This window comes from Colwellia sp. BRX8-5, assembly GCF_014077325.1.
GTDB lineage: Bacteria > Pseudomonadota > Gammaproteobacteria > Enterobacterales > Alteromonadaceae > Colwellia_A.
The window spans coordinates 21809-34130 of sequence record NZ_JACGVR010000016.1; the positions used below are offsets into that span (position 1 = coordinate 21809).

At 37.2% G+C, this 12322-nt stretch carries 8 protein-coding genes; 1 reads left to right on the top strand and 7 read right to left on the bottom strand.

What is annotated here, in order from left to right:
* Window positions 1-263 precede the first annotated feature (263 nt).
* Window positions 264-1544, bottom strand: a complete 1281-nt coding sequence (locus H4J62_RS11915) for an acyltransferase family protein (RefSeq protein ID WP_182213923.1) — start codon at window positions 1542-1544, stop codon at window positions 264-266.
* A gap of 146 nt (window positions 1545-1690) precedes the next feature.
* Here H4J62_RS11915 and H4J62_RS11920 point away from each other — a divergent pair, with 146 nt between their 5' ends.
* Window positions 1691-2536, top strand: coding sequence for a LytTR family DNA-binding domain-containing protein (locus H4J62_RS11920; protein ID WP_182213924.1), 846 nt, complete (start codon window positions 1691-1693; stop codon window positions 2534-2536).
* Between the two features lie 241 nt (window positions 2537-2777).
* On the opposite strand, the gene H4J62_RS11925 is transcribed toward H4J62_RS11920, so the two are convergent.
* From H4J62_RS11925 to gcvT, 6 genes are all read right to left on the bottom strand, one after another.
* A complete protein-coding gene (locus H4J62_RS11925; protein WP_404842526.1) occupies window positions 2778-4535 on the bottom strand; it encodes an ATP-binding protein in 1758 nt (585 codons plus the stop codon).
* Between the two features lie 390 nt (window positions 4536-4925).
* Entirely contained in the window at window positions 4926-5909 is a 984-nt protein-coding gene (locus H4J62_RS11930) for a transposase (RefSeq protein ID WP_182213927.1), read from the bottom strand.
* A gap of 338 nt (window positions 5910-6247) precedes the next feature.
* Entirely contained in the window at window positions 6248-6877 is a 630-nt protein-coding gene (locus H4J62_RS11935; RefSeq protein WP_182213929.1) for a heme-binding protein, read from the bottom strand.
* A 289-nt stretch (window positions 6878-7166) separates the two neighbouring features.
* Entirely contained in the window at window positions 7167-10058 is a 2892-nt protein-coding gene (gene gcvP, locus H4J62_RS11940; protein WP_182213931.1) for an aminomethyl-transferring glycine dehydrogenase, read from the bottom strand.
* Window positions 10059-10301: 243 nt separating this feature from the next.
* On the bottom strand, window positions 10302-10691 hold the full coding sequence (gene gcvH, locus H4J62_RS11945; RefSeq protein ID WP_070374238.1) for a glycine cleavage system protein GcvH: 390 nt from the start codon (window positions 10689-10691) through the stop codon (window positions 10302-10304).
* A 184-nt stretch (window positions 10692-10875) separates the two neighbouring features.
* Window positions 10876-11964: a glycine cleavage system aminomethyltransferase GcvT gene (gene gcvT, locus H4J62_RS11950; protein WP_182213933.1), complete on the bottom strand. Its 1089-nt coding sequence runs from the start codon at window positions 11962-11964 to the stop codon at window positions 10876-10878.
* Between the last annotated feature and the right edge of the window lie 358 nt (window positions 11965-12322).

A 12322-nucleotide genomic window follows, 5' to 3' on the forward strand; every position in this document is an offset into this window, starting at 1 on the left:
ATAAAGAAATAAAATGGGAAGGCAATTATTTTATAACCAATTAACGTTTCTAAAATATCTTCTCAAGTCGGCTCAAATAACAAACCCAATAATATTATCGGGTTTGTCTTCATAAATAGGTATGGAGTAAAACATTTTTTCTTGTGCTTATGAAAAAACTCTCTGATTCGACGTTCACGCATACTATAGATATATGAGCGATAGTGTCATTAGTAGATATTAGCTCTCACCTCCATGACGAGAATGTAAATACAGATTAATCGTTAATAAAGATAAAAGAACCAACCAAATATGGGAATAGCTATAGGTAAAACAATCAAGATGCCCACACTTCGATAGACTTTAGCTTTAAAAAACACACGGCTCACCGATGGCATATCTTTCCTTGAAATAGTTAAGCCAAAAAATGGCTTTAACAATGGTACCCGACGAATAACTTCATAACTAATAACACATATAGATAATGTTCCCACCAAAACCAGCACTGCTTCTAAAGCTCCGCCAAGCTCGAATGGACTGAGTAATGAACCAATACAGATAATCAACGTTTGATGTAGAATATATACAGGATATACTGCAGGATTAAGGTATTGAATTACCTTGTTTTCTTTATTTAGGTAAGTATAGGCATAGCCAAATATACTCACTAACCACAACCACTTATTCGCAGCTGACGCTAAACTAAAAATAATTTCCATTTGGCTATTTATAGCAACACTTTCATCCAAATAAATAGTTTGATAGCGATAAATAAGAAGCACATAACTAATAGCAGCAAGCCCTAATGCTAGCTTTCTTACTTTCTGCATTGCTAACCACCAGCCTTTCTGATTTGCAATTAAGAAACCCGTAATAAAGAAGGTAAAGCCTGTGGCCTGGCGTAATCTATCACCTTCGAGTTGTTTAAAAACAAAATAGTCAAGTGCAAACAGTATAAGCAAAGGGACAATTAACACACTGTACTGGCCAACTGCATCGCTATACTTTTTAACCGCTTTTGATATTACAGGTAAATACAGTAAGGGTTGAAGAACTATCAGCACCAAAGTAAAAGCCCATAACTCTCTTAAATACCATAAATGATTAACATCGATATGTGGCAATATTCCCGATTTATATTTATCAAAAATGGGGTTGTCTAAATCGAAAAAGATTTGCCAAAATTGCCAGAAAGTTAATTCCATATCGCCATTAAATTTCATTTCAAAATACAGTTGTGGCGGTACTATAAATAGAATACCAAAGGTTAAAGGTAGTAATAAGCGTATGGTTCTACTTGTTAAGAAATTACCTATGGATAGTTTTTGCAGGAGAAAACAAGATGCAATACCTGAAATCATCCATATTAATGCCATACGCCATGGTTGAACCATTAGCATAAGGTTTGCCAAAAAATTGCTTTGGTAATTACTTTTGATATGCCACTCCCACCCAGCAACATAAAGCATGCATGTGTGATATAAAATTAATAGTCCAAACGCAAAAACTCTAAGGTGATCTATATCGAATCGTCGGTTATTATTGCTCTCTAAATTTATGTTCATAAGTCAGCCTTTGCGATTTCAAGAAGACTATTTAATCAATTCACAGTAAACTCATCAACACCTAAGTGATTGAATCTACTGTTTTTGTGATAAGAGGCAAGCTGATGTGATAAGATTTTACGCATCACTTTTAAGGAATTTTTAATTTGCTACACCCGTTATATGAAAAGTATCAAAAACAGCTTGAAGTATCATATTGGTTACTTATTGGTACGATTACAGCACTGGTCAATAGCTTCTCAGTGCTTGACGATTATAAGCGCCGAGGGTTGTCTATTGAGCGATGGCAGCCATTTGTTTGGGAGTTTTCTAGCCAAATTTCAATATTTATTTTGATTCCTATACTGTTTTATATAGACAAAAAACATCCAATTAATATTAGTAAAATTAAACAAAGTCTTTTATTACACCTTCCGCTTTCTATAGCCTTCTCTGTATTACATGTTTATCTAATGATAGCTTTACGACACTTTTATTATTATTTCAGTCAAAGCAATTATGATTTTGGAAACTGGTCTGTAGAACTGATTTATGAATATCGCAAGGATTTAGGCAGCTATATTTCAATCTTAGCTACATTTTATATCTATAGATTCATTATCAGCCGACTACGTAATGAAGCAAGAGAAATAGAGGTTGGTGAAGGTCCACAAGGCTCAATTTATGTAGAAAGATTAATTGTAAAAAAAATAGGTAAAGAATTTATTATTAGGGTGAGCGATATTGCTTGGGTCGAAGCATCAGGCAACTATATGAATTTGCATATTGGTGAGAGTTGTTATCCAATTAGAACGACAATGGCTGATTTGGAAAAAAGGTTAGATCCACATCAATTTGTAAGAATTCATCGTTCTACAATGGTAAATCTGGACTTAGTTAAAGAAATTATTGCGTTAGAAACAGGTGATTTTTTATTAACGCTAAATAATGGGCGTCAACTGAAGTTATCACGGCGTTATCGTGATGAGGTAAATACTCGGCTCGCTGGGTAGTGGGATTAACTATGCCACCCATGATAATAATTGAATTTAACTATGCCACCCATAATAATGGCCAAGTTCTTTGCACACTTAAATAGGTATAATGTTTATTTTGTGGAGTAAAACTAATCGGAGTTAATCAATTTATCTATTTCAATCATATTGTCTAATATGAGGTCAACGACCTAAAGGCTCACGCTGTGCGTAAAATAACTTAATGCGTTATTTTTTCTAGTACCTACTTGTATCTAGATTAACTCCTTTGGTCACTTTGTAAGAACTTTGAAATGGTTCGATATAATAGATTCATATCTACAGGCTTAGGGATAAAGTCATTCATTCCGTTTGCTAGGTAGTGTTCTACATCACCTTTCATTACGTTTGCGGTGAATGCAATTATGGGCTTATTAAATTGCTTATTCCTGAGTTCATTACTTGCTGTAACGCCATCCATCTCTGGCATTTGAATATCCATCAACACGATATCAGGGGAAAAATTAAAGGCTAAGTCTACGGCTTCTCTACCATTATTTACACAGTGTAATAATGCATGAGTCGGCTTTAACATGGCACAAATAATTTTTTGATTAATTCTATTATCTTCTGCAATTAATATTCTTTTATTTGACCAGTCTGGTGCTAAGTCGTTACTGATAATTTTTGGATTTTTAGCTGCCACTAAAGGTGAGATAATAGATCTAGATTTAGATTTAATTGTAAAAATGAATGTTGACCCTTCCCCTTTTTTACTGGTGACCGTTAAGTTACCCTCCATTAATGTTGCTAAGCGTTTTGCAATTGATAGACCTAGCCCAGTTCCACCAAACTTCCTAGTGATCGATGCATCTGCTTGGCTAAAGTTTTGGAAAAGATTGTTGATTTCTTCTGTGCTCATACCTATACCTGTATCAACCACTTCTGAAGTTAGGTATGACACTCCATTGATGCTCTTTTGAGTAATATAAACATTAATGGCGCCAGTATCAGTAAACTTAGTTGCATTGGTTACAAGATTAAGTAATACCTGATAAAAACGAGTAGGGTCACCTGTCCACAACGTATTTTTACTGGTTTTATTGATGAAATTGAGCGATATACCTTTCATATCTATATCTAACTCTACGTTTGAGTAGATTGAATCTAGAATAGGCTGTAGTTCAAATTCGATATTTTCAATATCTAATTTATTTGCTTCGATTTTTGAAAAATCTAAAATATCATTCAAAATTCTTAATAAATTTTTGGCTGAAAAAATGGCGGTGTCGATCAGGGTGTTTTGTTTTTCGTTGGGATGTTCTAAACGCAATAACTGCATCACCCCCAAAACACCATTCATAGGGGTTCTTATTTCATGAGACATATTAGCTAGAAACTGCGATTTTATTTCACTAGCTTCTTCTGCTTTAATTTTTTCAGCTTCGTAAGCCTTTGTTCTTAATTTAACTTGTTTATCTAACTCAGTTAATGATTGTTGATACTGAGAAGACATGAATGTCAGCACAATATATAAATTTGTCGCGACAAAAATAGTGGTACCCAACATGAGTAACCATGCATTAACAGAAGTGTGATACTCATCAGCATTGACTATATAAGTAAGATGGCCGGTAATATAAGCAATACCAATAGACGTAATAATGATAAATCCAACGGCAATACTAATTAATGCCGAAATACGATCAAAAAGTAGACTGCATAAAGCAGTGTACATAATCATCAGTAATATCCCCGCACCAAATAAGCCAAATTGAATCATGCCGCCAATTGCTAATAATAGAAAACAACTAGTAATGAAATAAGCTTTAAATTTGTAGAAGACTTGCTTACGAAAAAAAAATATAGCTGCTGAAATAAAGTACATACTAATTTGAATGCCCATTATGGGCTGGAAACCAATATTAGAAATTCTAAGAAGAGAGCTAATTAAGGCCGGAGTAGAAAATATTATAAACACTAATAGTAATCGATTAGCCAGATGACTATTAATTTCCATGCTCGGTGTGTTTAACATTAATTGACGGCCTTAATAAAGAATCTTTTATATATGTGAACAATATTAACTTAATTGTATTTGTGTATAGCCATTTAAGCAAAATTTGAAGTAATGTTTAAATTACTATGCCACCCATAATAACAATAAATAATGATGATAAGCCATTTCTTGTCTTTTTAGCTTATAACAATACCTATTGATACAAATTACTATGCCACCCATAATAACCTCAAATAATAATGATAAGCCATTTCTTGTCTTTTTAGCTTATAACAATACCTATTGATAAGGTAAAGCGAGTTTCTATAGTCCTTTATCGCAACTACTTTCTTCAAACATCAAATGATAGCTGAGTTAAACCCACCACTCTAAAATAGTAGTAAGGTTACGTCTTATTCATAAAGAGCGTTATGCGCTATTCAAGCAAGCCTGAGCATTCGCTATACCATGTGTTCGCTGCAAACCAACATGCTCACTAAATTCACATAAATGCTCAGCAGTACCGACAGCACCTGTGAAGATAGTTTCAAAATCCGTCGTAAGTTTTAGCCAACTTTCATCATTGATGTGTAACCTCGCGAGAATATTTACCGTGGTCGTGTCGATGGCGCCACGTTTATCACGCAGGAGGCGTCCTGTTTCATCAACCAGAGTTAAGTAATCTTGTAAGCTAAAATAAATACCCGCGCCAGTTGATTCTTGATGGGGTTCATTACCCATAAAAGGTAATAAACAGGTCGGTTGCTCACCGGTTATAGCCGCTTTAATGCGTCGTTGAATACTGGTGAAGTCAGAATGCTCTGGGGTAACTGAAATACCTGCTCGTATAGGGTTTAAATCAACATATGCCATACACGACAGTAACGCCCCTTCATCAAGCAGTGCTTGTGATTTAAAGCGCCCTTCCCAAAAGTGTCCGGTACATTGGTCTTCTCGGTTAGCTTGTCGGGCTATCGGCTCGTTCAATGAGCGCATAAACCAACTGATATCAATTAAACGCTGCTTATATATCTCAGCCGTACTTTCAACCGTCGCTAATTGAAACTTATCAAGCGGTTGTTTGTTCGAATATTTTTGAGTTAATAAGGTCCCTTTGAATAATTGATGCCAACGTTGCAATACCTCATCGGTTGACCAGCGCTCTATTAGCTCACTATCGACATGCAAGACAATATGTAAATGATTATGCATGACACCATAAGCACAGATATCTATCGAAAATACCTCAGATAATGTAAATAATCGCTTTTCAATCCATCTGCGTCGATGCTCAAAACTGACACCCGTCTCCTTATCTACGCCACACAAAAAAGCCTTGCGTACCGTTCGACTGCAAATGTGATAATAAGGTGTATCCAATAAACTAATTTGTTGTGAACGAGGCTTAGGCATAACAATCACCCGACTGAATAAAGGTAACTTAAGTCTAGTTTATTGAACGAAACCTGCATAAGTTATTATGGGTGGCCTATTAAGAAGGAAGAAGCGTCTCGAACGAAACCTGCATAAGTTATTATGGGTGGCCTATTAGGAAGGAATAAGCGTCTCGAACAAAAACTGCATAAGTTATTATGGGGGTCTATTAAGAGATTTTGTGACTATTTTGTCAGTGAACGCTATTCGAAAAAGCAAACATTTAAATGTTTCGTCTTGCACAACAGCAAGCCAGTCAGAGGAAAAACAGATACCCTAACTGGCATTTACAGCAACCAATAGTAATGCATTTTGGGCTATTTCACTTCAATTAACACTTCGTTGTGGCGAAGCCATGGGATAGTGAAAGGACCATTGTAGGCTGCGTTAATAGGCTCGCTAACTGCGGTATAGCCGTTTTTCGCAATCCAGTTATTAAGGATTTGGGTTTGTGTTTCAACATTACTATCACTGAGTAGCCCGCTGAACTTTATCACCACGACTTTGTAATCCTTTACTTCTGTTATCCAGACGTCTGGATTGGTTGGCTTAGGGGTGCTTTGTATCGTAAAGTCGGCAGGCATTACAAATGACATTACTTGTTGTTCTGATCGCTCTTTCATAAACACCGGAGCGGTCATAGTGATTTTGGTCCCCTTAGATAATGCCTCTGATTCATCCATCAGTACAGGTGCTGTCATGGCTATTTCTGTGGCGCCTTCATTCTCACCAGTAATGTATCTGAACAGATTCCTGAAAGCACCGTTCATTCCGTCGGCTGACATGTCGGAGGACACTAGCACTATCGATTCATAGTTACGCACTTCAATTTTCTGTACCTGATCAGATTTCAATAGTGTATAAGGCGCGTTTTCAACTCCACTTTCTCCAAACACGGAGCAACCGGCCAAAATCAGTGGAACAAGAAGTGCGAAAAGTAATTTCATAGAGTTTCCTTGAGGTCTTATAAAACAGTGTTTATCACTGTTTTCATTTTTTATTAAGACTAAATACGTAAAACTGGGAAATTAGTTCAATTTTATCTTCAATAAAACCTGTTGGTTGCGGTTGACTAGTGCTGAATTACAAGAAAGCCGATATCGGCTCACTTTTCTAACCGTAATAAATAAAAAGGCGAATCATTTCTGATTCGCCTTTTTAAATTTCACAAACTTAATTAATTTTTCAAACTTAATTAAACTTTCACAAACTTAATTAACAGATGACAGCAAAAAACTAGTCTTGATAACTTTCAATTGGAGGACATGAACAAATTAAGTTACGGTCTCCGTAGACATCATCGATGCGATTAACTGTTGGCCAAAATTTATTTTTGGCTGCAGCAGGAACTGGGAATACCGCTTCTTTAATAGAATAACCACGTTCCCAAGTATCTGTAATATCCGCTAACGTATGAGGAGCATTATGTAATGGATTGTCGTCACTTGACCATTCACCCGATTCAACTTTACGTACTTCGTCGCGAATAGAAACCATCGCTTCAACAAAACGGTCAAGTTCAACTTTTGACTCAGATTCTGTAGGTTCAATCATGAAAGTACCCGCTACTGGGAACGACATCGTAGGTGCATGGAAACCATAATCAATTAAGCGTTTTGCTATATCAACTTCACTAATACCTGATGTGGCTTTAAGTGGACGTAAATCGATAATACATTCATGAGCAACACGACCATTTTTTCCTGCGTATAAAAGTGGGTAATGTTGGCTTAACTTTTTAGCTAAATAATTGGCATTAGTAATAGCATATTTAGTCGCATCTGTTACGCCCTGCTTACCTAGCATTGCACAGTAAAGGTAAGAGATACATAAAATACCCGCACTACCAAATGGTGCTGCTGCAACGGCTCCATTACCTTTAGTACTTTCATCAATGTTAATTAATGCATGATCAGGCAAGAATGGTGCAAGGTGTGCTTTAACGCCGATAGGTCCCATACCTGGGCCGCCACCACCGTGTGGAATAGCAAACGTTTTATGCAAGTTTAGGTGAGAAACGTCAGCGCCAATATAGCCTGGCGACGTTACGCCTACTTGTGCGTTCATGTTTGCACCGTCAAGATAAACTTGACCGCCATGTTCGTGAACGATGTTACAAATTTCTGCTACTGTTGTTTCATATACTCCGTGCGTTGACGGGTATGTGATCATAATACAGGCAAGATTGTCGGCCATTTCGCTTGCTTTAGTACGCAGGTCGTTCATGTCAACGTTACCTTCTTTATCACAAGCAACAACAACAACTTTCATACCAACCATTTGCGCAGACGCAGGGTTTGTACCGTGGGCAGAAGATGGAATTAAACAAATATTACGATGTGCATCGCCACGACTTTCATGATATTTAACAATCGCGATTAAACCCGCATACTCGCCTTGAGCACCAGAGTTAGGTTGCATTGAAATGTTGTCGTAACCCGTTAGTTCAACTAACCAATCGCCTAACTCGTCAATCATTTGCTTATAACCTTGAGCTTGGTCAATGGGTGCAAATGGGTGCATGTTAGCGAATTCAGGCCATGATACTGGGATCATTTGTGCTGTTGCATTTAACTTCATCGTACAAGAACCCAAAGAAATCATTGAATGGTTCAATGCTAAATCTTTGTTTTCTAATCTTTTGATATAACGAAGCATTTCTGTTTCGCTGTGGTATGAATTGAATACCGGGTGAGTCAATATTTCAGATTCACGTACTAATGCTGCAGGAATTGAAGAATGACCGCTACTGACTATTTTGTCGTCAAGGTCGCTAACGTCTAAACCATGGCCTGCGCCTAATAATATATCGAATAAACCAGCAATATCAGTACGAGTCGTTGTTTCATCTAGAGAAATACTAATTTGACCCGCAACATCAGTGCGGAAGTTAACACCTGCAGCTAGTGCGCGTGCAACGATTTCTTCTTTATTATCTAAATTGAACGTTAAGGTATCAAAGTAGTTAGCATGAATAGCTGTTAAGCCTTTTGTGGCTGTACCTAAGCATAAAATATCTGCGAAACGATGAATACGATTAGCAATGATTTTCAAGCCCTTTGGACCATGATAGACCGCGTAAAACGCCGCCATGTTAGCTAAGAGTACTTGGGCAGTACAAATGTTTGAGTTAGCTTTTTCTCGGCGAATATGTTGTTCGCGAGTTTGCATTGCCATACGCAATGCAGCGTTACCACGGGTATCTTTAGAAACACCAATAATACGACCAGGCAATGAACGTTTGTATTTCTCAGAGGTAGTAAAAAATGCAGCGTGTGGTCCGCCGTAGCCCATTGGAACACCAAAACGTTGGCTTGAACCAATAACGGCATCGGCACCTAATTCACCCGGTGCTTTTAACATCACTAAACTCATGATATCGGCGGCAACCGCAACAATACCTTTGTTTGCGTGAATTTTTTCAATTAACTCACTAATATCTGTAATTTCACCCGATGCACTTGGATACTGTAGCAAAGCACCAAAAACATCATGGTCAGCGGCTTCGTGAGCAGGAGCAACGATAACGTCAAAATCAAACATTTCTGCACGCTGTTTAACAACGTCGATAGTTTGTGGATAAACATCACTTGAGATAAAGAACAAGTTTGATTTTTTGTTTTTAGAAACACGTTTTGCTAATGCCATGGCTTCAGCAGCCGCAGTTCCTTCATCTAATAATGAAGCAGAAGCTAGTTCAAGACCAGTAAGGTCGATACACATTTGCTGGTAGTTTAATAATGATTCTAAACGACCTTGAGCAATTTCTGGTTGGTAAGGCGTGTAAGCCGTGTACCAGCCTGGATTTTCTAACACGTTACGCAAAATTACGTTCGGTGTTAATGTGCCGTAGTAACCTAAACCAATGTAGGTGTCGTTTACTTTGTTCAAGCTTGCAACGGCTTTTAAATCACTTAAGGCTTGCGCTTCTGTTTTACTTTCTTCAATCGCAGGCAATGCTGATAAACGAATATCACTTGGTACGATTTCATTGATAAGTGCGTCAACCGACTCTGCGCCAATGTCTTTTAACATCGCTTGAGTTTGTTCGGCATTAGGGCCAATGTGACGACGAATAAAGTCTTGAGTTTGCTCTAAATAAGCAAGTGATTTTGATTGAGTAGTCATAAAACAGCTTCTCTTAAGTGGGTAATTAATTTACTGGGTCTTTAGTTACGGCGTAACTAAAATAAAGCCCCAAACAAGCAGTTGGAGGCTTAATAACAGATTTCGTAAACAGCTAGCTTTTTGGTAAGGCGCTAAAATTATCAGTCTTATAAGCTTAATAAGCCTTTAGCTAAAGGCTATTAAGCAAGTGAGATTAGACGAGTATCAAAAGCAACGCAGCATAAAAGCTAAATGTGCCCGAAATTAGTCTTCGTCAATAGAGTTCGCGTAACCTTCAGCATCTAATAAAGCATCTAACTCTGCTTCATCAGCTAACTGAACCTTGAATAACCAACCAGCGCCAAAAGCGTCTGAGTTAACTAATTCAGGAGAATCTTCTAAGTCTTCATTTACTTCAATAACTTTACCTGAAACGGGTGCGTAGATGTCTGAAGCTGCTTTTACAGATTCTGCAACTGCAACGTCGTCACCCGTACTGATTTCGTCATCAACATCAGGTAACTCAACAAATACCATGTCACCTAATAAGTCTTGTGCATGTTCAGTGATACCAACTGTAACTACGCCGTTACCTTCTTGACGTACCCATTCGTGTGATGTTGCATATTTTAGTTCTGAAGGAATGTTGCTCATTTTTTATTTTCCTGAGGTTAATTATTGTTTATCGTAAACTCAATTTCAATTGTCGCTATTGGCTAACAATTAAATACTATAGCTTAATTATTCTTCTATATTGGACAAGCGTAAATAGATTTACCCTCGACCAATCTTGTCATTCTACTTGCTTTTATAACAAATCTTTATGATTAAAAATTAATTAAAAAACTTTTTTGCCATTGCGAACAAAGCCAGCTTTGATCACTTTAACGTTAACTAATTTTTTACGCATTTCTACTTCAACAGTGTCGCCTAAGCTTACGCTGCGAGGAACACGAGCCATAGCAATACTATGACCTAATGTTGGCGAGAATGTACCTGAGGTAATAATACCTTCACCAAATGGCGTAATCACTTTTAAGCCAGTGCGTAATACGCCTTTTTCTTCAAAGACTAAACCAACAAGTTTAGGTTGGTCGCCAGCCGCTTTTTGGGCAGTTAATACTTCACGGCCAATAAAGTTACGATCTGTTGGTTCCCAGCTAATGGTCCATGCCATGTTAGCCGCTAATGGCGAAACAGTTTCGTCCATATCTAAACCATAAAGATTCATGCCTGCTTCTAAGCGCAAGGTATCACGAGCGCCTAAACCACAAGGTGCAACACCTGCGTCGAGTAGTTTTTGCCATAAATCTGCTGCTTGGTCTTCTGGAACCACTATTTCATAACCATCTTCACCGGTATAACCCGTGGTGGCAATGAATAAATCGCCGGCTTGAACACCAAAGAATGGCTTCATACCTTCAACAGCTTGAGTTTGCTCTGGTGTTAATAGTGAAGCTACTTTAGCTTTAGCTTGAGGACCTTGCACGGCAATCATGCCAAATTCAGGACGTTCGGTAATTGTAATGTCGAAACCAGCCGATTGTTCATTCATCCACGCTAAATCTTTTACGCGCGTTGCTGAATTAACAACCAAACGATAATAAGTTTCAGTGAAGAAATAAATGATCAAATCATCAATAACACCACCTTCGTGATTGAGCATACCGGTATAAAGGGCTTTACCTTCAACGGTTAATTTTGCAACATCGTTGATCACTAAACGGCGTAAATATGCTTTGGCATCAACACCTTTAATATCAACAATGGTCATGTGTGAAACATCAAACATGCCGGCATCAGTTCGAACAGCATTATGCTCTTCTATTTGCGAGCCGTAGTTAATTGGCATTTCCCAGCCGTGAAAATCAACTAGTTTTGCGCCAGCTTCAATATGCTTAGCATGTAATACGGTTTTATTAGTCATCGTATGTATTCCACTTTAATTGTTGAATTCACCATTAAGCCAAGCTTAAAGGTAGTATATTTACAAAATAATTGGCCAGATTATAGCCGCGCAAAGCAACCTATTCAACTAAAAACAAAGAAAACAGTCAATAATACAAATTTTAAACCAGATAAATATTTTAATCCAAATTTAATTTTCAAAACCTCGTGTTTTGAAAATTATAATCAGTTTTACTTCGTTAAAAAATAGAATCTTGGGTTTTTATTTTGTGTTTTTTACTGACATTTTTTTTCAGGAAAACTTATTAATTTAAAAGCTAATAATATCAAAAGGAAGGAGGAATATTAGGACGTTTATAAAATTATTTTTCATCGAT